General features: G+C 65.1%; 19 protein-coding genes. 13 read left to right on the top strand and 6 right to left on the bottom strand.

Going from position 1 to position 21,891, the window contains the following annotated elements; translation table 11 throughout:
- A complete protein-coding gene (locus ABIB99_RS24825; RefSeq protein WP_256376441.1) occupies nt 1-318 on the top strand; it encodes a DUF1488 family protein in 318 nt (105 codons plus the stop codon).
- A gap of 251 nt (nt 319-569) precedes the next feature.
- Complete coding sequence (locus tag ABIB99_RS24820; protein WP_063979790.1) at nt 570-1,703, top strand: alpha/beta hydrolase; 1,134 nt, start codon at nt 570-572, stop codon at nt 1,701-1,703.
- A 60-nt stretch (nt 1,704-1,763) separates the two neighbouring features.
- Here ABIB99_RS24820 and ABIB99_RS24815 read toward each other — a convergent pair whose 3' ends face one another.
- The 4 genes from ABIB99_RS24815 to ABIB99_RS24800 form a co-directional block, all read right to left on the bottom strand.
- Nucleotides 1,764-2,477: a class I SAM-dependent methyltransferase gene (locus ABIB99_RS24815; protein ID WP_354177819.1), complete on the bottom strand. Its 714-nt coding sequence runs from the start codon at nt 2,475-2,477 to the stop codon at nt 1,764-1,766.
- Entirely contained in the window at nt 2,474-2,932 is a 459-nt protein-coding gene (locus ABIB99_RS24810) for an Rrf2 family transcriptional regulator (protein WP_354114484.1), read from the bottom strand. The genes ABIB99_RS24815 and ABIB99_RS24810 overlap by 4 nt, the downstream gene beginning before the upstream one ends.
- A gap of 227 nt (nt 2,933-3,159) precedes the next feature.
- A complete protein-coding gene (locus ABIB99_RS24805; RefSeq protein WP_354177818.1) occupies nt 3,160-5,181 on the bottom strand; it encodes a YgiQ family radical SAM protein in 2,022 nt (673 codons plus the stop codon).
- Nucleotides 5,182-5,277: 96 nt separating this feature from the next.
- Nucleotides 5,278-5,424, bottom strand: coding sequence for a hypothetical protein (locus ABIB99_RS24800; RefSeq protein WP_354177817.1), 147 nt, complete (start codon nt 5,422-5,424; stop codon nt 5,278-5,280).
- A gap of 107 nt (nt 5,425-5,531) precedes the next feature.
- On the opposite strand from ABIB99_RS24800, the gene ABIB99_RS24795 reads away from it, so the two are divergent.
- Together ABIB99_RS24795 and ABIB99_RS24790 are read left to right on the top strand one after the other, a co-directional pair.
- Nucleotides 5,532-6,470: a DMT family transporter gene (locus ABIB99_RS24795; RefSeq protein ID WP_354177816.1), complete on the top strand. Its 939-nt coding sequence runs from the start codon at nt 5,532-5,534 to the stop codon at nt 6,468-6,470.
- A gap of 190 nt (nt 6,471-6,660) precedes the next feature.
- Nucleotides 6,661-6,801: a hypothetical protein gene (locus tag ABIB99_RS24790; protein WP_166051956.1), complete on the top strand. Its 141-nt coding sequence runs from the start codon at nt 6,661-6,663 to the stop codon at nt 6,799-6,801.
- Between the two features lie 6 nt (nt 6,802-6,807).
- Here the strand turns inward: ABIB99_RS24790 and ABIB99_RS24785 are convergent, their stop codons facing one another.
- Nucleotides 6,808-7,503: a GntR family transcriptional regulator gene (locus ABIB99_RS24785; RefSeq protein WP_354177815.1), complete on the bottom strand. Its 696-nt coding sequence runs from the start codon at nt 7,501-7,503 to the stop codon at nt 6,808-6,810.
- Between the two features lie 8 nt (nt 7,504-7,511).
- Nucleotides 7,512-8,924: an FAD-binding oxidoreductase gene (locus ABIB99_RS24780; protein ID WP_354177814.1), complete on the bottom strand. Its 1,413-nt coding sequence runs from the start codon at nt 8,922-8,924 to the stop codon at nt 7,512-7,514.
- A 178-nt stretch (nt 8,925-9,102) separates the two neighbouring features.
- Here ABIB99_RS24780 and ABIB99_RS24775 point away from each other — a divergent pair, with 178 nt between their 5' ends.
- From ABIB99_RS24775 to ABIB99_RS24735, 9 genes are all read left to right on the top strand, one after another.
- Nucleotides 9,103-9,987, top strand: a complete 885-nt coding sequence (locus ABIB99_RS24775; RefSeq protein ID WP_354177813.1) for a dihydrodipicolinate synthase family protein — start codon at nt 9,103-9,105, stop codon at nt 9,985-9,987.
- A 202-nt stretch (nt 9,988-10,189) separates the two neighbouring features.
- Complete coding sequence (locus ABIB99_RS24770) at nt 10,190-12,523, top strand: TonB-dependent siderophore receptor (RefSeq protein WP_354177812.1); 2,334 nt, start codon at nt 10,190-10,192, stop codon at nt 12,521-12,523.
- A gap of 2 nt (nt 12,524-12,525) precedes the next feature.
- The gene (locus tag ABIB99_RS24765; protein WP_354177811.1) at nt 12,526-13,554 is read left to right on the top strand and encodes an extracellular solute-binding protein; all 1,029 of its coding nucleotides are present in this window, start codon (nt 12,526-12,528) and stop codon (nt 13,552-13,554) included.
- A complete protein-coding gene (locus ABIB99_RS24760; protein WP_354177810.1) occupies nt 13,547-14,740 on the top strand; it encodes a PepSY-associated TM helix domain-containing protein in 1,194 nt (397 codons plus the stop codon). Before ABIB99_RS24765 ends, ABIB99_RS24760 begins: the two co-directional genes overlap by 8 nt.
- A gap of 73 nt (nt 14,741-14,813) precedes the next feature.
- Entirely contained in the window at nt 14,814-16,046 is a 1,233-nt protein-coding gene (locus ABIB99_RS24755) for a rhodanese-like domain-containing protein (protein WP_354177809.1), read from the top strand.
- Between the two features lie 122 nt (nt 16,047-16,168).
- The gene (gene serA / locus ABIB99_RS24750; RefSeq protein WP_354177808.1) at nt 16,169-17,413 is read left to right on the top strand and encodes a phosphoglycerate dehydrogenase; all 1,245 of its coding nucleotides are present in this window, start codon (nt 16,169-16,171) and stop codon (nt 17,411-17,413) included.
- Between the two features lie 109 nt (nt 17,414-17,522).
- Nucleotides 17,523-18,542: a patatin-like phospholipase family protein gene (locus ABIB99_RS24745; RefSeq protein WP_354177807.1), complete on the top strand. Its 1,020-nt coding sequence runs from the start codon at nt 17,523-17,525 to the stop codon at nt 18,540-18,542.
- Nucleotides 18,543-18,545: 3 nt separating this feature from the next.
- A complete protein-coding gene (locus ABIB99_RS24740) occupies nt 18,546-20,000 on the top strand; it encodes a GntP family permease (protein WP_354177806.1) in 1,455 nt (484 codons plus the stop codon).
- Between the two features lie 96 nt (nt 20,001-20,096).
- Nucleotides 20,097-21,758, top strand: a complete 1,662-nt coding sequence (locus ABIB99_RS24735) for a tannase/feruloyl esterase family alpha/beta hydrolase (protein WP_354177805.1) — start codon at nt 20,097-20,099, stop codon at nt 21,756-21,758.
- The last annotated feature ends 133 nt before the right edge of the window (nt 21,759-21,891 follow it).

Here is a 21,891-nt window from a genome sequence, read left to right as displayed (position 1 = left end):
TTGCCGCGTCCACCGAGAGTATCCCCAGCGGAAAACGCAGCGCTTCTGACGCGCGGCCAGATTCTTGGCTACGACACGGAGCGGATGGCGTTTCTGTTTACGATGACGTATGGCGCCAGCATCGTCGACTGCGAGATAAGTAGCGTCGCGCTGGACGACCTTCACGGCTCGAAGGGCACGCGTCCCGACGAAAGGGAGACCCAATTCAGGTGTCTCCGCGACGCGGTCGAGCGCCTTGCATCATACGCTTTCGAACAGCAGGGCAGGCGGCAGCGCGAGCGGCTCCGCATCTTCTCCAAGCACGTCAAGGCGCTCTGACGACCGCCAAAGCAAGACCGCCGCCGCAACGGCAACGCATATGCAATTTGTGCCACGTGAGATGCTCGACATCTCCCTCTTAAACATTTCACTCGACCATGGTCTGCAAGACCGGGTTCCGCAGTTGTCGCCGGCTGGGTGTTGCCGCGCCGTGACATCCAGGCACGCTCAGCCGGTATAGACTGGTCGATATCCGGTGCCCCTTCCGTTGCCCGGATGGTGAGTTATCGCGCTCTTGCGTCCAGTTGTGAGTGTTGCCGGTGGTCCGGACGAGTCGCATCAGTGCTCCAGCAGTTTTGTTGGCTTTGTCGATCGCAGCAGTCCTGGGCGGCTGTGCAGGACGTCCGTCGCAGGGCGTGCTTGTTCCGACAGCGCAGGTCGCCCCCGGAAACACAAATGTCCCGATCTACGTCGTCACCAATCGCAAGCGATCCGACGTCGATCCCGGTGAGATGTTCAGCGGGGACCGTTCGGACGAGCTGTCCTTTGCCGAGGTGACTGTCTCGATCCCGCCAGATGCCGCGCGGAAGATCGGCGAAGTGCAGTGGCCCGCGAGCCTGCCCGGCGACCCCCAACGGGATTTCACGACTGTGTCGGCCGACTATCTCGACAAGACGCATTTCGCTGCGTCTGTCGCCGCGGCGATGAAGCAGTCCGGTCGCAACAAGGTGCTTGTCTTCGTCCACGGCTTCAACAACCGCTTCGATGATGCGGTCTATCGCTTCGCGCAGATCGTGCACGACTCCAAAGTGCCGGTCGTTCCCGTGCTTTTCACCTGGCCATCGCGCGGCGAGCTGAGGCTGCGCGCGTACACCTATGACCGGGAAAGCGCCAATTTTTCGCGTGACGCGCTCGACAATCTGTTGAGCACGCTCGACGCCTCGTCTGCCGTCGGCGAAGTTTATCTTCTGGCTCATTCGATGGGCAATTGGATCGCACTGGAAGCACTGCGAACGCGGGCGATCCGCGCCCCGGCTGTCGCGTCGAAGCGCAGCAAGCTGAAGAATGTGATGCTGGTGGCACCCGACGTGGATGTCGATGTCTTCCGCTCGCAACTGAACCGGATGAGCGGCGCGCGGCCCCCCATCTCGTTGTTCGTCTCGCGTGACGACGGCGCGCTCTCGCTGTCGAAGACGATCTGGGGAGACGTCGCCCGCCTGGGCGATATCGACCCGACCCAGGAGCCTTATCGAACTGAGCTCGCGCGCGACCGGATCGACGTCTACGACCTGACGAAACTGGCGGTCGCCGGCGACGACGCCCACGACCGGGCTTTCGAGCAGGTAGGCCCGGTTGTCGCAATGATCCGCCAACGCATGGCCCAGGGCCAAGCGCTGGGTGAACAGAAGGCGGCCGCGGGCCCGCTCGCGCGGCTTGCGGAGTAGCGCGAGAGGCAGGCCCTGCCTGGCTTCTTCATGGCGACGTGTCGACGAGGCCGTGACGTCTCAGGCGTAGGCGACCCAGCCGCGGAACGTGAAGCCGATGTAGAACAGGGTTGGGACGGAGAAGCCTGCGTCGCGCAAAATTGCTTCGTCTCGCGCGGGCGCCAGGATGCTCAATTGCCCATCGACCGCCTTCCGCGCGGCGGCCGCCTTGTCGGGCTCGACCCCGGCTGCAGCGAGAAAGGCTGAATACCGCGAGAGCCAAAGCGGCCGTTCATCGTCGTCGCCGGGGATGCTGAAATGGGCCGCGACGAACGGCGCGCCGGGCTTGAGGCGGCGGCGGATTTCGGACGCTATTCGCAGCCGTTCCTCGACATCGACGAAATGCAGGGTCAACAGGCACGTCGCGCCATCGAACGGCCCCTCCGGCGCATCGTCGATATAGCCTTGATGCAGATGCGCGCGCGACGCGAGCGGGCCCAGCGTCTGCTTCGCGAGATTCAGCATCGCCGCGGACGGGTCCACGCCATCAAAGGTCCAGCGCGGCTGCGCTTGCGCAAAGGCATTCAGCTCCAGGCCGCCGCCGGCGCCAAGAACAAGTATTCGCGCATCTTCACGCGCACGCTCGCCCAAAAGGATCGCCGCCATGGACAGCATCGAATTGTAGCCGGGAACAAACCGTGGCGGCCCTTCGGTGTACTTCGCCACCATCTGCGGATCGGAGAACGCGTTTTGAATGTCGGTCACGATGTTGTCCTGCTGAGGGGAGCGGGTCACGCGTGATGCGCGCTCATGCTGTGAAGCTTTCGCGCACCCAGGCGCCTGCGCAGATCGTCGCTCAGCATCGCCAGCGTCACTTCGGCAAAGCGCGACAGCAGCAACGCCTCTGCATCGTCAAAGGCCTGATCGAGCGCGGCATTGACGGCCTGCTCGACCAGGCAGCCAGGCGCCTCGGTCCGGTTGCCCATGGCCAGAATCGAGGGGCTGCCGAGCGCGGTGTAGACGTCGCGCAGCGTCACCTTCGACAGATCGCAAGCCAGCGTCCAGCCACCGCCGTGCCCCTTCTCGGAGCGGACGTAACCGAGGTCTCGCAGGCCCGCCATGATGCGGCGGATCACCACCGGGTTGGTGTCCATGGCCTTCGCCAGCGTCTCGGACGTGAACGGGCCAGGCTGCTGCGCCATGTGCAGGAGGACGTGGAGGACCCCCGATAATCGGCTGTCTCGTTTCATGTAACTTCATATGTTACATGATTGCGCTGAGGTCAACCAGTTTCGGTGCGTGCGTAAGGAACGCGTTGCCATCCCGCGCCTGTTTTGCCCGACGGGTCAGCGACTCCGCAGACCGCCTAAGCCATTGATCCCGCTCATGCCGGCTACTGTGCATGGGGTTGTTTTCGACATTTTTGTTTGGGGGGCACGAAAGCGCCAGGCCGAACCGGATCTCATCCGGCTCTTGCCTACTTCATCACCCGCAGGCCCTTGGTCGTGAACCGCTGCGTCTTGCCGCCGGGGCGTACCGGTCGCCGTGTGCCGGCGGCCTTGCCGGTGCCGGGCGGCTGATGCGCGGGCACGAGCTGGTCGGGACGCGAGCCGATCAGGTCGCGGCGGCCCATCTCGATCAAGGCCTCGCGCAGCACCGGCCAATTGTCGGGGTCGTGATAGCGCAAAAACGCCTTGTGCAGCCTTCGCTGGCGCAGGCCCTTGATCGCCTCGACCTTGTCGCTGCCGCCGCGGCGCACGCCGCGCAGGGGGTTGACGCCGGTGTGGTACATCGCGGTCGCGGTCGCCATCGGCGAGGGCAGGAAGGTCTGCACCTGATCGGCGCGATAGCGGTTCTTCTTGAGCCAGAGCGCGAGGTTCATCATGTCCTCGTCGGTCGTGCCCGGATGCGCCGCGATGAAATACGGGATCAGATAGTATTTCTTGCCGGCCTGTTCGGCCGCGGCATCGAACATCCGCTTGAACTGGTTGTAGGCGCCGATGCCCGGCTTCATCATCTTGTCGAGCGGGCCGCGCTCGGTATGTTCGGGCGCGATCTTGAGGTAGCCGCCGACGTGATGGGTGACGAGCTCCTTGATGTATTCGGGGCTCTCGACTGCGAGGTCGTAGCGCACGCCGGAGGCGACCATCACCTTCTTGATGCCCTTGGTCTCGCGCACCTTGCGATAGAGCCGGATCAGGTCATCATGCGAGGTGTTGAGGTTCGGGCAGATCTCGGGGAAGACGCAGGACGGCCTTCGGCACGCCGCCTCGACCTTCGGGTCCTTGCACGCCATCCGGTACATGTTGGCGGTGGGGCCGCCGATATCGGAGATCACGCCGGTGAAGCCCGGCGTCTTGTCGCGGATCTTTTCGATCTCGCGCAGAATAGAACCCTCGGAGCGGTTCTGGATGATGCGCCCCTCATGCTCGGTGATCGAGCAGAAGGTGCAGCCGCCAAAACAGCCGCGCATGATCGTCACCGAGAACTTGATCATGTCCCAGGCGGGGATCTTTGCCTCGCCATAGGAGGGATGCGGCGCGCGTGCGTAAGGCAGGTCGTAGACCGCGTCCATCTCGTCGCTGGTCAGCGGGATCGGCGGCGGATTGAGCCAGAGATCGCGATCGCCGTGACGCTGCACCAGCGGCCGCGCATTGCCGGGATTGCTCTCACGATGCAGCACACGTGAAGCGCGCGCATAGGCTTCCTTGTCCTGCTCGACCTGCTCCAGCGCCGGCAGCCGGATGACGGTGGCGCCTTTCGTCCGCGATGCGCCCTCGTCAGCGGAGTCGAGATCGTCGGCGTGCAGCTCGGAATAGTCCTCGGGCACGCGGCGGAACAGCGCGACGCCCCTGATGTCGCTGAGCTCGCGCGGTGCTTCGCCGGCGGCAAGACGGTTGGCCACCTCGACGACGGCACGCTCGGCATTGCCATAGAGCAGCAGGTCCGCCTTGGCGTCGGCCAGCACCGAGCGGCGCACCTTGTCGGACCAGTAATCGTAATGTGCGATCCGGCGCAGCGAGGCCTCGATGCCGCCGAGCACGATCGGGACATCCTTGAACGCCTCGCGGCAGCGCTGCGCGTAGACGACGGTGCAGCGGTCCGGCCGCTTGCCGCCTTCGCCGCCGGCCGTATAGGCGTCGTCGCTGCGGATGCGCCGGTCCGCGGTGTAGCGGTTCACCATGGAGTCCATGTTGCCGCCGGTGACGCCGAAAAACACTTTTGGCTTGCCGAGCGCCTTGAACGGATCGGCCGAATGCCAGTCGGGCTGGGAGATGATGCCGACCCGAAAGCCCTGCGCCTCCAGCAGCCGGCCGATGATGGCCATGCCAAAACTCGGATGGTCGACATAGGCATCGCCTGTCACCAGCACGATGTCGCAGGCATCCCAGCCGAGCGCGTCCATCTCGGCGCGGCTCATGGGAAGGAACGGCGCCGGCTTGCGCGGGCGCGCCTGCGCCATCAGGGGCTTTTCGGCGGTGATGATCTGGATGTCCATGGCGCCTACGCATAGGACTCCGGGCGTACGAATACAACCGACGGACGCGTGAAGATTTGCGGTTCCGCCAGGGGCAAACCGGCTTGCGGGAGCGCGTTAACCGTTCGCGAACCCCTGCCGGACCTCGGCAGTCGTGGCCGGCTCGCCGCCATGCTGGCGGACCATCCGCACGGCATTCTCGACGAGGCGGAGATTAGTCACCGTCGAGCCCGGCAGCGCCGCCTCGATCCAGGCCTTGCGCATGGCGCGCATCGCCTCGCCGCCCGGAACAGTGCGCGTGCCGCATATGCATATGAGCGATCCCTCTTGCGGGTTCTCACCGCGGCCGACATCGGATATCCGATTGCTCCATGGGCAAGGAAACTTCTGACGGCGGTGACGACGCCGGTGCGGCGCCGTCCACCGAGGCCTGGCTCGGTGCGGTTGCGCTGATCGGCTTCATCCTGGTGGCGACCGCGCAGGCCTCAAATCAAATTCTGGCGCGCGGGCTTGCGGGCGCGGTCCCGCCCTTCGCGCTCGCCTTCTTCCGCTGGAGCATCGTTGCCATCGGGCTCGCGCCGATCGCATTCGCCGAAATCCGCGCCGGCCGCGTGCCACTCGGCAAGAACATCTGGCCGATCTTCGCCGCCGGCTTCATGGGCATGTTCCTCTGCGGCGGCCCGGTCTATGCCGCGGGCATCTCGACGACGGCGATCCACATCGCGTTGATCATGGCGCTGTCGCCGATCACGGTGCTGATGATCTCTGCGTTGCTCGGCATCGAGCATGTCGGCCCGCTGCAATGGCTCGGCACAGCGCTTGCGCTCGCCGGCGCCTTGCTCATCATCTCCGGCGGTCATCCGGAGACCTTGTTCGCACTGGAGACGGCAGCGGGCGACGGCCTGGTCGTGATCGCGATGCTCGGCTGGTCCGGCTACACGCTGCTGCAATCGCGCGCGGCGCCCAAGGCGTCGCTGCTGGCGCGTATGAGCCTGTTCGCAGGCGCCGGCGCGCTGTTCTCGCTGCCGCAGGCGCTGATCGAGATGTGGACCACGCCGGCGCAGGTCTTCAGCACGAAAGCGGTGTCGGCTTACGTCTTCGCCGGGATCGTTCCCGGGCTGCTCGCCTATGCCGGCTTTGCCTGGCTCGGCGGCAAATTCGGTTCGGTCCGAACCTCGCTCGTGCTTTATCTCGGACCGATCGCGAGCGCCCTGCTGTCGTTCGCAATTCTCGGTGAACCGCCAAAACTGATCCATCTGTTCGGCGGTGTGCTGATCCTCGGCGGGGTCTGGGCGAGCCTGCGCAAATAGTTCCATCGATCGGAGTTGTGGTTCATTCGCAGGAACCAACCGCCTCCGCGAACATTCTGATCAAGGGACCGGTGCGAGCCATGCTCGCGCGCGCCCCGACCATCCCGGCGCCAGTGCCGTAACCGGATTTTGCCTCGACGCTTCGTTTCGGGGCGATGGGGGACTTGTGAGTACGGTCATAGAGAACTTGTTGTCACGGAAGCAGAAGCTTGTGGAACAGCTCGAGAAGGTGCAGTCGGTCGACGATCGCGACAAGATCGAGCACCAGCTCGAACAGATCAACACCGCGCTGGATTTTCTGGACAGGCCGGGATCGAAGGACGCGGGGTAGAAGCGCTCAGTCCACCTTCAGCGCCTCCACTTTCAAGGCCTCCACTTTCAAGGCCTTGGCATAGACCAGGCCGGAATTGGTGATGTGCGTCGTCATCAGCGCTTCGAAGGCCGCGAACTCGCCGCGCGCGAACAGATCGAGCAGCTTGCGATGCTCGTCGAAGGACGAGCGGGTGCGCACGTCGATCGGCGACGTCAGATTGGTGCGCAGCGCGGCGACGCGGCCGGAGACGAGCTGGTAGGATTCGATGAGATAGCGGTTGCCGCAATGCGCGAACAACCCTTCGTGAAAGCTCGCATCGGCGCGGCCATAGGCGATGTTGTCCTTCGCTGCGATCGCCGGCTCCATCGCCGCGATTGCCTCGCTCATCGTCGCAATCGTGCCGTCGCGATCATGACGAAACGCGAGCTCGGCGGCCTTGGGCTCGAGCGCGATCCGGAAGGTGCAGAGCGCAGTGATGTCGTCCGCGCTCGGCGTGAACACGAAGCTGCCGACCTGCGGCCGGATCACGACCAGGCCCTGCGCCTGCAACTGGCCCATCGCCTCGCGCACCGGCGTGCGGCTGACGCCGAAGGAGTTTGCCACCATCTCCTCGGAGATGGCGGCGCCGAGCGCGAACTCGCCGTCGATGATGGCCTGGCGCAGCCGCAGCACCACCCGCTGCGAGAGCGATTTCGGCGTATCGAGCTTGAGCGATCGCATCTGCTGTCTCAGATCACCTTGCCGGGATTGAGCAGGTGATCGGGATCGAGCGCGGCCTTCAGCGTCCGCATCAACGCGATCTCGGCTTCGCTCCTGGCATGGCCCAGCCACTTCTTCTTCAGCGTGCCGATGCCGTGCTCGGCGGAGACGCTGCCGCCCAGTTCACGCACCAGACCGTAGATGATCGCGTCCATCTCTTCCTTCGGCTGCTGCTCGACGGAAAGACCGGTGACCCAGGACACGAGATGCAGATTGCCGTCGCCGATATGGCCGTAATAGACGCTCTCGCACCCCTTGATGCCGGAGGCCAGCGCGGCCTTGCAGCGGGTGACGAACTCGTCCATCCGCGCCACCGCAAGCCCGATGTCGTAGGAGATGTGCGGGCCCAGCACCTGGCCGAACTCGGCGCAGATGTCGCGCACGCGCCAGAAAGCCTGCGTCTGCGCCAGCGATTGCGCCACGGCGGCATCTGCGAGCAGCCCGTGCTCCATCAGCTCTTCGAGCCAGGCCTGGAAACGCGGTGCATCCAGGCTCTCGTCGGTGCCTTGGGCCTCGACGAGCACGTAGAGACCGTGGCCTGCGGCGACCGGCGGCTTCACCCCGGCGCGCGTCGTGATCACGTCCCAATAGTCCGGCCACATCACCTCGAATGCCGACAGCAACGGCCCGAGCCCGCTTCGCGCGGCATCGAGCAGGGCGATCACCGCGGCATAGTCCTTCAGCGCGCACAGCGCCGCCATGGTCGAGCGCGGTTTCGGGAACAGCCGCAACACCACGCGGGTGATGATGCCGAGCGTGCCTTCGGAGCCGATGAAGAGATGCTTGAGGTCATAGCCCGCGTTGTTCTTCATCAGCTTGTTGAGGCTGGTGATGATGGTGCCGTCGGGCAGCACCACCTCCAGGCCGAGCACCAGTTCGCGCGTCATGCCGTAGCGGATCACGCGGTTGCCGCCGGCATTGGTGGAGAGATTGCCGCCGATCGCGCAGGAGCCGCGCGAGCCGAGGTCGAGCGGAAAGAAGAAACCGGCTTCGTCCGCGGCCTTCTGGATCGTCTCCAGCGGCGTGCCCGATTTCACCGTCATCGTCATTGACGCCCGATCGATCTCCTCGATGCCGGTCATGCGCTCGAGCGAGATCGCGACCCAGCCTGCTTCGGGCGATGCGCCGCGGCACAGTCCGGTCAATCCGCCCTGCGGCACGAAGGGCAGCCGCGCCTGCCGACAGGTCGCAATCGCATCGGCAACGCCTTGCGCATCGACCGGTCGGATCACCGCAAGCGGCGCTTGTGGCAGGCTCGCGCTCCAGTCGTTGCAATTGCGCGCGGGCACGTCGGTGCCGATCAGCACGGCGGCCGCGCCGAGCTTGTCGCGCAAGGCGCCAAGCAACTGATCGGGACGCTCAATGGGGCTCACCATGTTCATGCGAGACCTCCTCGGAATCTGGCTGCGTCTCATGCGCGCCGTGATGGTGGAAAGGATTTGCGTCCGTCTTGTATGTAAGGTACAACATAAAAAGTAAAGCAAAAACAAGGCTCGGAAGGCCTCCTAAGATCGTTCGAGATCAGGGGCTTAGTCCGGGACCGCAGCAATGGGTGGTGAGATGACGGAGGCAATTCGCGGGTTCTGGGTGGCGTCGGCGACGCCGCTGGCGACTGATGGCAGCGTGGACTCCGCCAAGCTCGCCGCTCACGCCAGGCAGCTCTTCAGTAAGGGCGTCGATGGCGTCGTGCTGTTCGGCACCACCGGCGAGGGCACCTCCTTTAATGTCACCGAGCGTATCGCGACCATCGAGGCCGTGCTCAAGGCCGGCGTCGCGCCCGAGCGTATCGGCATCGGCGGCGGCTTTCCCGCCATCACCGACAGCATCGCGCTGACGCGCACCGTGCTCGGCCTCGGCCTGCGCCACGTGCTGTATCTGCCGCCCTATTTCGACCGTGGTGTCACGCCCGAGGGAATCGAGGACGCGTTTGCCGCGATCATCGACGGCGTCGCCGACGATCGCCTGCGCGCATCGCTCTATCATATCCCGCAGGTCTCCGGCGTTGCGATCCCGACCGGTGTCGCGGCGAACCTGCGCAAGCGTTACGGCAAGGTGGTTGCGGGCCTGAAGGACTCCAGCGGCGACTTCAAGCAGTTCCAGGCGTTCCGCGCAGCCAGCCCCGAGCTCGCCATCACCGTCGGCAACGAAGCCGACATCACCCGCGCGATCGCTGCCGGCGGCGCCGGCACCATCTGCGGCATGGCCAACGTCGTGCCCGAGCTGGTCAAGGGCATGGTTGACGGCAAGGACGTCGAGGCGCGCATGCAAGCCGCGACCGATGTCGTGCTGAACACGCCGTCGTTCCTCGCGACGCTGAAGGCAATCCTCGCCGCACAGACGGGCGACGCAGGCTGGCTGCGCGTACGCCCGCCGTTCCGTGCCTCGTCCGATGGCGCGGCGCTCAAGCGAAAGATTGACGAGCTGATTGCTCCTGCCATCGCGTGAGATATGAAATCTTCGTGACACGTTGCCGCGGATTCGCGTGCAGCGTGTTGCGATAACTGCGACGTCTATTGGTGATTGCCGTTCGGTGCGCTGATGCGCTTAGAACGATTCAACACTAGAGCGATTCAAGCTCGCCTACGGTTCTCTTCGATCCCGCCGACTGTTACAGGCGCACACTTCAATGTTCTTGACTTGAAGTGGAATGAAAGTGCGTGCCCTCGTGGATGGCCAACGCGTCAGCGGCCATCGTCATCATGCCGGCAAGAGCCGTGCAGGTCTTCTCCTCGGCGCAGCGGTGCTGCTCGTCGAATCCCCCTCGAACACGACGACCGCGCAGGCGCAGTCAGCGCTGCCGCCGGTGACAGTGGAAGCGCCGGTGCAGCGACCGAAGCCGGCCCGCGCATCTGAATCGCCCCAGCGCCGGACGCAAGCCGCCGCGCGCCAGCGCAGCCGGAATGCCGCCACACCAGCAGCACCGACAATATCGGAACGTGCAGCAGCCGCGGCCGCCGCGCAGCAGGCTGCCAAGCTCGGTTACCGCGCGATGCCGAGTTCGACCACACTGCGCAGCGGCGCCTCGCCCCTCGATACCTCGCAGGCGGTCAACATCGTGCCTGAACAGGTGTTGAAGGACCAGCTCCCGCGGAACATCGACGATGCGCTCATCAACGTCTCCGGCATCACTCAGACCAACACGCTCGCCGGCAGCCAGGACGCGGTGATCCGCCGCGGCTTCGGCGATAATCGTGACGGTTCGATCATGCGCAACGGCATGCCGCTGGTGCAGGGCCGCAGCTTCAATCCCGCGGTCGAAAGCGTCGAGGTGCTGAAGGGGCCGGCCTCGCTGCTCTACGGCATCATGGACCCCGGCGGCATCGTCAACACGATCAGCAAGCGCCCGGAGCTCTATCAGCACGGTTCGGTCACGCTGCTCGGCTCGGCATTCAGTGCTTCGAAAACCGGCGCCGACGGCCTGCTCGATGTTACCGGTCCGATCGGCGATCAGGGCCTTGCCTATCGCTTCATCGGCTACGGCGTCAGCGAGGATTATTGGCGCAATTTCGGCCGTCACCGCGAGATGCTGGTCGCACCGTCGCTGGCCTGGTACGGCCAGGACACCACGGTCCAGCTCAACTACGAGCATCGCGAGTTCATCTATCCGTTCGATCGCGGCACGGCGTTCAATCCGGTGACGAAAGCGCCGCTGGCGGTTCCCGCCGACCGCCGGCTCGACGAACCTTTCAACAACACATGGGGCACGTCGGACCTGTTGCAGGCCTCGGTCGAGCACCGCTTCAACCAGGACTGGAAGCTCTACGCTGGCTACAGCTACAACACCGAGACCTTCAGCGCCAAACAGCTCCGCATCTCCACCCTCAACTTCACGACGGGCGTCGAGACGCGCAGCAACGACGGCACGCAGGGCTCGCTTAGCAATGCCAGCTATGGAACGTCGTACATTTCCGGCGGCTTCTGGCTCGGCAATATGCGCAACGAGGTGGTATTCGGCGGCGACGGCCAGTATCGCACCATCTACCGCGACAATCTGATCCGGCAGGCGACTCCCGCCATCAACGTCTACAATCCCGTCTACGGGTTGGTCGGACCGGGCACGACGGTGTCGAACAGCGATAGCGCACAGACCGACAAGCTCGGCCAATGGTCGCTGTTCTTCCAGGACACCCTGCATCTCACCGATCGGTTCGCGCTGGTCGGCGGCGTCCGTTACATGGACTACGACCAGATCGCCGGGCGCGGGAAACCGTTCGTCACCAATACCAACGTGTCGCAAGACAAGGTGCTTCCCCTCGGCGGGGCCATTCTCAAGCTGACCGAGGAGGTCTCGCTGTATGCGAGCTACACCGAGTCGCTGAAGCCGAACTCGACCATTGCACCGATCGGCATCGTGATCGACTCCAATGTCGCGCCGGAAGAAGGCGTGTCATACGAGACAGGCGTGAAGTTCGATTTGAACAAGCGCATCTCAGGTACGCTGGCGCTCTACGATCTCGACAAGAAGAACGTGCAGACGACGAAGACGAACAGCGCAGGCGTGGTGGAACTCCATACCGTCGGCCGCGCCCGCTCGCGCGGCGTCGAGCTGGACGTGACCGGCAGGCTCACCGACAGTTGGGCCCTGATCGGCAGTTATGGCTATACCGACGCGCGGGTGACGGCATCCGAAGATCGGTCGCTCTACGGCATGAAGCTGCAGAACGTCGCGCTGAACACGGCCTCGCTCTATCTGGTCTACGACTTCGGCACGGCTCTGCCGGGACAGCTCCGCCTCGGCGGCGGCGCGCGCTATGTCGGCGATCGTCCCGGTGATGCGATCAACAGCTTCTTCTTGCCGTCCTATGTGGTCGCCGATATTTTCGCGACCTATGAGACGAAATACCAGAACACGCCGGTGATCTATCAGCTCAACGTCAAAAACCTGTTCGACACCGTCTATTATCCCTCCGCCGTCAACAATCTGAACGTCGCGATCGGCGATGCGCGCCGCGTGTCGCTGTCGGCAACGGTGAAGTTCTAGCGATGGCGGTGCGGCACAAAGCCATCGCGGTCCTGATCGCGGCGGCGTCTGCCTGCCTTGCTGCCACAGGTGCGAGCCGCGCCGAGGAGATCACGCTCTATTCGACCAGGGAGGCTGCCCTGGTCGAGCCTGTCGTTGCGGCCTTCACGGAAGCCAGCGGCGTCAAGGTGAAAATCGTCTTCGTCGAGGACAGTCTCGTCAAGCGCTTGGTATCGGAAGGTGACACGTCGCCTGCCGACCTATTGATGACGATCGGGCTGGACAAGACGACCCAGCTCACCACCCGCGGTCTGACGCAAGCCTTCACGTCGTCTCGTCTCGACCAGGTCGTCCCTCCAAATCTTCGTGGTAACGGTACGCAATGGCTTGCGCTTTCCGTCCGACCGCGTGTTGCATTTGTGCGCAAGGACAGCGCGCTTGCTTCGATCGACTATGAAGACCTCTCCGATTCCAGATGGCGCGGCAAGCTCTGCATGCGCTCGCCGCTGCATCAGAATAATGTCGCGCTGGTTGCGGCCTATCTCGTCCATCACGGCGAGGCCGCGACGGAGGCCTGGCTCGCCGGCCTGAAGTCCAATCTCGCTCATAAGCCTGATGGCAAGGACAACGACGTGATCCGCGAGATCGCGCAAGGCACGTGCAAGATCGGCATCGGCAACACCGTGGCATTGGCGCAATTGCGCGACGGACGCGAAGGGGCCGACTGGCGTGCCTGGGCGACGGAGGTCAAGGCGGTGCCATCGACCTTCAAGGGCGGCGGCACGCATGTGAACCTCACCGGCGCGGCCATCGCGAAACAGGCGCCGCATCCGGCGTTGGCGCGACAATTCCTCGAATTCCTTGTCACGCCGGCAGCGCAGCGGATCTTTGCCGCTGCCGAGTTGGAATACCCCGTGCTTGCAGCAGCGGAGCGTGCCCCCATCGTTGCCGAAATGGGCACGTTCATCGCCGATGCAGCGTCGATCGACCAGATCGCCGCACGTCAGCGGGCCGCGATCTCGCTTATCAAGAAGGTTGGCTTCGATGAGTAGGGTGGGGCATCACATCAAGGCCGCTCTGCACCAGATTCACTCGATCGCGGGCCTCGTGTTCGCGCTGCTGCTGGCCTTGATCGCGCTGACCGGCGCGATCATGAGCTTTGAGGACGAGATCGGCGACTATCTGAATAGCGGTATCATGCAGGTCGCGCCGCGCCAGGCGCCGGCGTTGATGCCGGACGAACTGGTGGCCCGGCTCAAGGCGGGGCAGGACCTCGGCAAGGTCTCGGCCGTCACGCTGTCGAGCGATCCGGCCGCGGCGGTGCGTGTCCGCTTCGCGCGTGACGAGCAGGGCGCGCGGCCGACCTCGCTCTATGTTGATCCCTACGACGCGCGCGTGCTGGGTGCGCCGCGTGGCGAGGAGTTCTTCGCGACTGTACGCAGGCTGCATCGCTGGCTGTTGATCCCCGGCGATGCCAAGGGGTGGGGACGCCAGATCACCGGCATCGCCGCGCTCGGCCTGATCGTCATGCTCATCTCGGGCCTCGTGCTGCGCTGGCCGCGCCGCGTCGGCAGCGTGAAGATGTGGCTGAAGCCAAATCTCGGGCTCAGTGGCCGCGGCCTGCACCGCTCGCTGCATGCCGTCATCGGCACCTGGGTGCTGCCGGTCTATCTGGTGATGACGCTGACCGGGCTGTGGTACTCGTTCGACTGGTACAAGGACGGCGTCGTCTGGCTGCTGTCGCGCCCAGAGGTCACTGCTGCGAAGATGCAGCCCAAGATGTCCGCAAAGGCGCCGCGCGCAGCCGACCGGGCCGAGCCGGCTCAGCCGGTCGGATTCGATCGTGCATGGACGACGCTCCAGCATGAGGAGGGGAAACATTTCTCGAGAGCGCTGCTGACGCTGCCCGCCGGACCCGGCACGGTCATCCGGATCCGGTCGTGGCCGAAGGATTCGACGCTCGATACCACGCGTGACGAATTCCGCGTGGATGCGGTCACGGGGCAGGTGATCTCGGCGGAGCGCTACGCCGACAAGACGCTCGGCGAGAAGATCATCGCGAACGTGCTCGACATCCATCGCGGCGCGTTCCTGGGCTGGCCGGGCAAGCTCGCCTTCATGATTGCAGCAGCGTTGATGCCGCTGTTCTCGGTCACCGGCATTTTGCTCTATCTGTCGCGCCGCAGGCTGCGGCGTCCCGCGCAGCCACCGCTCGGGCGGCTGGTTCCGGGCGAGTGAACGGTCGCGAAGGCTAGCCAAGCGCGCGGCAATCGTTCAAAAGCCCTTGGCCGTACTTGCCAGGGTTCACGCCATGAAACTCCCCACCGTCGCCCCCGCCGATATCCGCCGCGCGCTGCTGCTGCGCGAGGAGATCGCGCTGCTCGATCTCAGATACGAGGCCGGCTTCGCCATCGGCCATCCGCTGTTTGCCGCCAACATGGCCGCGGACCGGATCGCGATCGAGGCCGAGTTGCGGTTGCCGCGCAAGGACGTCGCGATCGTGCTCTATGATGACGGCGAGGGACTTGTTGCAACCGGCGCCGAACGGCTTGCCGCGCTCGGCTACACCAATGTCAGCGCGCTCGACGGCGGGCTGAAGGCCTGGCGCGATGCGGGCTATCAGGTGTTCGAGGACGTCAATTCCTATTCCAAGGCATTCGGCGAGCTGGTCGAGGTACGCCGCCACACGCCGTCGTTCAGCGCGGACGAGGTGGCAAAGCTGATTGCGGACAAGGCCAACATCGCCATCCTCGATGTTCGCCGCTTCGACGAATATGCGACCATGAACATTCCGGGCTCGGTCAGCGTGCCCGGCGCTGAGCTGGTGCTGCGCGCAGGACAGGCCGCGCCCGACCCTGAGACCACCATCATCGTCAATTGCGCCGGCCGCACGCGCTCGATCATCGGCACGCAGTCGCTGATCAATGCCGGCGTGCCCAACAAGGTGCGGGCGCTGCGCAACGGCACAATCGGCTGGACGCTGGCGCGGCACACGCTCGATCACGGTGCCGACAGGCGTGGCGCGATCGGGCCGTTTGAGGGCGGCCCGGCCAATGCGCGCGACGTCGCCTATCGCGCCGGTGTTCGCCATATCTGCGCGAACGAGGCGAAGGCACTCGTGGCGCAGATCGATCGCACGCTCTATCGCTTCGACGTACGCGACGCCGAGGAATTTGCGGCCGGCCATCTCCCCGGCTTCCGCCTTTATCCCGGCGGACAGCTCGTCCAGGAAACCGACATGGCCGCACCCGTGCGTGGCGCGCGCATCCTCCTGACTGACGACAAGGGCGTGCGTGCCGACATGACGGCATCCTGGCTCGCGCAGATGGGCTGGGAGGTCTACGTCCTCGAAGGCGGTTACGAGGGAGAGCGCGAGGTCGGCCCGCCGCGCGTGCTGCCAAAGCCCGATCCGGCGCACCGCTACCGCCGGCCCTATGAGGGCACTGACGTCTCCGAGCGCGCGATGCAGGCCTATCTCGACTGGGAATACGGTCTCGTCGAGCAACTCCGGCTCGACGGCACGCATGGGTTTTACGTCATTTGACTGGGCGGCCACCGTAAAAACACTTACCGCCCCGCCATCTTCTCCCCATATCCGAACCCTATTGTGCTGCATCTCCCCCGCGGTCTATGAGCTGCGGCAAAGCTGTGACCCACGGAGATTCCATGCCAGCCCCAGGCCAAAGCCCCGAGCGGAACGCGAAGGCGCTGTTGCTCGAAGGCGTCAATGACAGTGCTGTCGACCTGTTCCGGAGCGCGGGCTTCACCAATGTCGAGCGGTTGACCAAGGCGCTGGACGGCGAAGACCTGCGGCGCGCGCTGAAGGGCGTGTCCCTGCTCGGCATCCGCTCGCGCACCCAGATCACCGATGAGGTGCTCGCGGCCGCGGATGGGCTTCTCGCGGTCGGCTGCTTCAGCGTCGGCACCAACCAGGTCGATCTGCTGGCGGCCCGCAAGCGCGGCATTCCCGTGTTCAATGCGCCGTTTTCCAACACGCGCAGCGTCGCCGAGCTCGTGATCGGCGAGATCGTGATGCTGCTACGGCGCATCTTCCCGCGCTCGGTGTCGGCGCATGAGGGCGGCTGGGACAAGTCGGCGACCGGCAGCCGCGAGGTGCGCGGCCGCACGCTCGGAATCATCGGCTACGGCAATATCGGCTCGCAGCTCTCGACGCTGGCCGAAGCGATCGGCATGCGCGTGATCTATTTCGACCGCACCGACAAGCTCCGCCACGGCAACACCGAGTCGGTCGAGAAGCTGGAAGAGCTGCTGGCGCAGAGCGATGTCGTCAGCCTTCACGTGCCCGAGACGCCGGAGACCGCAGGCATGATCGGCGAGACGGAGGTGCGGGCGATGAAAGCAGGCTCGTTCCTGATCAACAACAGCCGCGGCACCGTGGTTGATCTCGATGCGCTCGCGGGCGCCCTGCGCGACGGCCATCTCGCCGGCGCAGCCATTGACGTGTTTCCGGTCGAGCCGTCCTCGAACTCGGATCGCTTCAAGAGCCCGGTGCAGGGCCTCGAGAACGTCATCCTCACCCCGCATATCGGCGGCTCGACCGAGGAAGCACAAGAGCGCATCGGCGGGGAAGTCGCGCGAAAACTGGTCGACTATTTCATCACGGGATCGACCATGGGCGCGGTGAATTTCCCGGAGGTGCAACTGCACTTACGTCCCGCCGGTGCGCGCTTCAGCCATGTCCATCGCAACGTGCCGGGCATGCTGCGGCGGCTGAACGAGGTTTTCCTCCAGCGCGACATCAACATCGTCGCGCAATATCTGGAGACCGCCGGCGACCTCGGCTACGTCGTGCTCGACGCCGACCTCGGGGGCGAGGATTCAGGCGCGCTGCTTGCGCAGATCCGCGCGCTTGAGGGCACGGTCGGCGCACGGCTGGTATTCGAGCACTGAACCGCCCTACGTTCCGGTTGCATCTTGCGGCCACAGCTCCCACACTGCTGTCATCCTCGGCGTGCTACAATCACGTCGAATTTGAGCTTCAGTTGCGTGAGTGTCCGCCATGGAACGAGACGCCGTACTGATTGATCTCGCGCTTCAGGGCGGCGGTTCGCACGGCGCCTTCACTTGGGGTGTGCTCGACCGCCTCCTGGAAGAGAGATGGCTAGAGATCGCAGCGATCTCCGGAACCTCCGCAGGCGCGATGAACGCGGCCGTGCTGGCGGACGGCTGGACGGCCGGTGGCGCCGAGGGCGCGCGCGACGCGCTCGAAAAATACTGGCGCCGCGTTTCGAAGGCTGCCGCCTTTAGTCCGCTCCAGCGCTCGCCGCTCGATCGATTGATGGGGCGCTGGACGCTCGATACGTCGCCCTTCTACATTCTCACCGACCTGATGTCGCGCGTGCTGTCGCCCTACGATCTCAATCCGACGGGTTACAATCCGCTGCGCGCGGTGCTGGCCGAGAGCATCGATTTCGAACGCCTCGCGCGCTCGCCGATCCAACTGTTCGTCACCGCAACGCGGGTGCGCACCGGCCGCGGCCGGATCTTCCGCAACGCCGAGATCACGGCCGACGTATTGCTGGCATCGGCCTGCCTGCCGACCATGTTCCGCGCGATCGAAATCGACGGCGAGCCCTATTGGGACGGCGGCTTCGCGGGCAACCCCACGATCACGCCGCTCATTCGCGAAAGCGATGCGCACGACACGATCCTGGTGCAGATCAATCCGACCGAAACGCTCGAAGAGCCGCGGACGGCTGCGGAGATTCTCAATCGATTGAACGAGATTTCATTCAATTCGCCCCTGATGAAGGAATTGCGCATGATCGCGCTGCTGCGCCAGGCGGCCGACCCCGGCAGCGGCGAGGGCGCGCGCTGGGCAAAGATGCGGACCCACCGCGTCAAGAGCGACATGCTGGCGAAGTTCGGCGCGTCATCCAAGCTCAACGCCGAATGGGAGTTCGTCTCGATGCTGCGCGCCGAGGGACGCTTGGCGGCCGAGACCTTTCTCGACGAGCACGGCGCGGATATCGGCCAGCGCTCGACCGCCGATCTCGATGTCCTCTTGGCGGAGTGCTGAGACGTGGGTCTTCTCGGCCTCCTCGTCGGGCTCGCCCTGCTCGTCCTGTTCGCCTTTCGCGGCTGGAGCGTGCTTCTGCTTGCGCCGTTCGCGGCGCTCGTCGCCGCGCTATTCGGTGGCCAACCGCTGCTTGCGAACCTGACCCAGGTGTTCATGGTGCATGCGGCGGGATTTCTGGCGCAGTTCTTCCCGATCTTCCTGCTTGGCGCGGTCTTCGGCAAGCTGATGGACGACAGCGGCGCGGTCACGTCGGTTGCCGCCTTCATGGCGGAGCGCCTCGGCGAGCGTCGCGTGATCCTGGCGGTGGTGCTCGCCGGTGCCGCGGTGACCTATGGCGGCGTCAGTCTGTTCGTTGCGTTTTTCGTCATCGTTCCCATGGCCCGCTCGCTGTTTCGCGCGGCTTCGATCCCGCGTCGCCTGATCCCGGCTGCGATCGTGCTGGGGACGTCGACCTTCACCATGTCGGCGTTGCCGGGCACGCCGTCGATCCAGAATGCGATCCCGATGCCGTTCTTCGGCACGACGCCGTTCGCAGCGCCAGGTCTCGGCATCATCGCCTCCCTCATCATGCTCATGACAGGGTTGTGGTGGCTGCACCGCGCTGAAGCCGCAGCGCGCCGTACCGGAGAAGGCTATGGCGACGACATCGAAGGCGCGACCGAGCGCGCCGCCGCGGACGAGCTCGTGCGCGAGCGCGCCACGACCGCGCGCGAGTTCGATCCGGCGGAACTCCAGCACGGTCAGCGCAGCGAGCGGCCGTCGCCCGTGTGGAGTGCGATCGCGCCGCTGATCGTGGTCGTCATCGTGAATCTGGTGATGTCGCTCGTGGTGCTGCCGCGGCTCGATGTCAGCTATCTCGCCGAGCAGCGTTTTGGTGAAACGACGCTCGCTGCCGTCGCGGGCGTGTGGTCGGTCGCGGTCGCGCTGACTGCGGCCATCGTCACGACCATCGCGCTGAATCGGGCCCGCCTGCCGGCGCTTCGCCGCACCATGGACGCCGGGGCCAATGCATCCGTCCTGCCTGCGTTCAGCGTCGCGAGCCTTGTCGGATTCGGCGCTGTCGTCGCCTCGCTGCCGGCGTTCACGATCGTGCGCGACTGGGTGCTGGCGATCGAAGGCGGACCGCTGGTCTCGCTAGCGGTTGCGACCAACATCCTGGCCGCTCTGACCGGGTCGGCGTCAGGCGGCCTGACCATTGCGCTGGACGCTCTCGGCCAGACCTATGTCGAGCTCGCCGCTCGGACGGGCATCGCCCCTGCGTTGATGCATCGCGTCGCGGTGATCGGCTCGGGGACGCTCGACATTCTGCCGCACAATGGTGCGGTGGTCAGCCTGCTCGCGATCTGCGGCCTGACGCACCGCGACAGCTATTTCGACATCGTGATGGTCGGCATCGCGACGTCGCTGCTGGCGCTGGTGGCCGTAATCGCATTGGGCAGCGCGCTGGGATCGTTCTGAAGGAAGGCCAGCGCAAGCGATTGACGGAAGGGCGAAGGTTGCATTGAATGCGGCCAACCGTCGGATACAAAAATAGGGAAAGCCAGGGTGGAAACGATGACGCGAAAGAACGCGAAGCGGTGTGCATTGCTCGTGGGTGCGGCGGTCGCGCTGAGTGCGAATGCCGTGTCGGCGGCGACGCTGGCGGAGGATGCGGAGATGGTCTGCAAAAGCCTCGCTGGCGGCGCCGATGCCGTGAAGATCGTTTCCGCGACATTGCTGGCGCCGTCGCAACTGGCTGTCGCCGAGCGCGGGCCGACGCCGTCTGGGCGCATCACGCCGGCCAATCCCGGTTTCTGCAAGGTGCTGGGTCACATCGACCCAACCGATCCCAAGGCGCCGCCGATTAAATTCCAGGTCAACCTTCCCGTCGAATGGAACGGGCGCTCCGTTCAGTATGGCGGTGGGGGCTTTAACGGCGTGCTGATCACCGGCCTTGGGCTGCCGCCGGCCTATCCGTTCGACAAACCGTCGCCGCTGGCGCGCGGCTTCGTCACCTACGGCACCGATTCCGGCCATGAGTCCAAGCCAGGCGAGCCGCCGCAACTGTTCGCGCTGAATGACGAAGCCTTCGAGAATTTCGCCCACCGTGCCTACAAGAAGGTGCGCGACGCCGCGGTTGGGCTGATGGAGCGCACATACGGCAAGAAGCCGGAAAAAATGTACTTCATGGGCTCGTCCGAGGGCGGCCGCGAAGGCCTCACCATGGCGCAGCGTTACCCTGATGATTTCGATGGCATCTTCGCCCGCGTGCCCGTGATCAACTGGGTCGGCCTGCAGCATGCCGGCACGCGCTCGGGGCTCGCGACCATGGGCGAGGGCTGGATCAATCCGGCGCAGGTCAAGCTCGTGGCCGATTCCGTGCGGCAGGCTTGCGACAAGGCCGACGGCTCCGATAATGCGCTGGTGCAGGACCCCGTGGCCTGCAAGGCAGCGTTCAAGGTCGAGACGCTGCGTTGTGCGGCGGGCCAGAGCGGCGATCAGTGCCTCACCGATGCACAGATCAAGGCCGTGAATACGCTGCACGGGACCTACAAATTCCCGTTCGCGCTCGCCAACGGGCTCGACGATTATCCGGGCTGGGGCGTTTCGGGCGAGGATGCGGCGGCGATCGGACCGACCGGTGGCTGGGTGGCGTGGTGGCTTGGCACAGCGCCACCCGCGCAGCCGCCTGCCCCCAACAACGGCATCGCCTGGATCTACGGCGCCGGCGGCATTCAACATGTGTTCGCACGCGATCCCAAGCTCGACGTCACCACCTACAAGGTCGAGGAGCACAAGGCGCGGCTGCTGGAGGTCTCGAGCCTGATGGATTCGACCGATCCCGATCTCAGCCGGTTTCGCGGACGCGGCGGCCGGCTCATCATGCTCGAGCACATGGCTGACTATGCGCAGAGCCCATATGCCGGCATCCGCTATTTCGAGAGCGTCGAACGCAAGCTCGGTAAGGCCGAGACGGCGGAATTCGCGCGGCTCTACACCGCGCCCGGCGTCGACCACGTCGGCTCCGGCGCGCCGGCCAATGTCGACATGCTGAGCGCATTGGTCGACTGGGTCGAGAAGGGCAATGCGCCCGGCGATCTGGAGGTCTCTGAGCAAAAGGTCGAGGCGCCCACATTCGCGACGCTCCGCGCGATGCCGCTGTGCCGCTGGCCATCCTGGCCGCGTTACAAGAGCGGCCCGGTCACGGAGGCGTCCAGTTTCACCTGCGCGCCGTGAGGCGGCTCTTCACCTCTCCCCGCTTGCGGGGAGAGGTCGGATCGCTCTTGCGATCCGGGTGAGGGGGTACAGGTCCCTCGACGATCTCACGTGTGGAGAGAGGCCCCTCACCCCGACCCTCTCCCCGTAAGGA

The organism is Bradyrhizobium sp. LA6.1, assembly GCF_040547805.1.
GTDB classification, from domain to species: domain Bacteria; phylum Pseudomonadota; class Alphaproteobacteria; order Rhizobiales; family Xanthobacteraceae; genus Bradyrhizobium; species Bradyrhizobium barranii.
This window is presented reverse-complemented; position numbering and strand designations above follow the sequence as displayed.